The 625-nt window shown below is 34.9% G+C and carries 1 protein-coding gene; it reads right to left on the bottom strand.

Annotated features, from left to right (window positions below):
* Positions 1 to 299: 299 nt before the first annotated feature.
* Positions 300 to 479: a hypothetical protein gene (locus IQR33_RS12700; protein WP_193843745.1), complete on the bottom strand. Its 180-nt coding sequence runs from the start codon at positions 477 to 479 to the stop codon at positions 300 to 302.
* Positions 480 to 625: the final 146 nt, after the last annotated feature.

The following is a 625-nucleotide window of genomic DNA, read 5'->3' as shown; positions in this document are numbered from 1 at the left end:
TTTCTATTTCACTTCTCGGCCGTCGTATATTTTGCAATATAACGGTGGCAACATATGTACATTACCGTTTGGCAACTCACACTTTATCTCTGGGCCTATCGTACGACCACCGGATGCACCATTAGCATGAGTGGTTAACGGAATTATGGCAAAAGATATTACTAATAGACCAGATAAAAATCTCATAATCATCACCTCAATATAAACTTTAAATATCTACGTACTTGTATAAACCGTGACTACGCAGAAAGGTAAGGTTGAAAAGGGCTCTTATATCAAACTAAGCTCTTACTTCTTTACTATTCCCATTCCCCACCTCTAAATCGACACATTTCACTTGGAATATTCGTAATGTCGCCACTTGGCATCTTACATTCGACTATAGGTCCCAAATTAGTTGTACCGCCGTTTCCGTTGTTGTAGGCAAAGGAAGAAAAAGAAAAAATACCGCACAACATTAAAAAGAGAAGCTTATTCATAGTACATCCTCTTACTTACCAAATAAAAAGCACTCAACTTAAATGCTCATGCGTTAAGTATGTATCCGAGGATAAAAAGATCAAAAAATAATTCAATAAAGTTTTATTTTTTAAAATAAATTTAGATCGATAATTTACCTAGATAT

Origin of the sequence: Vibrio sp. OPT46 (genome assembly GCF_015163535.1) — a bacterium.
In the GTDB taxonomy this organism is placed as follows: Bacteria; Pseudomonadota; Gammaproteobacteria; order Enterobacterales; family Vibrionaceae; genus Vibrio; species Vibrio alginolyticus.
The sequence above is the reverse complement of the archived record's forward strand: the minus strand, read 5'-3'. Positions and strand labels throughout refer to the sequence as shown.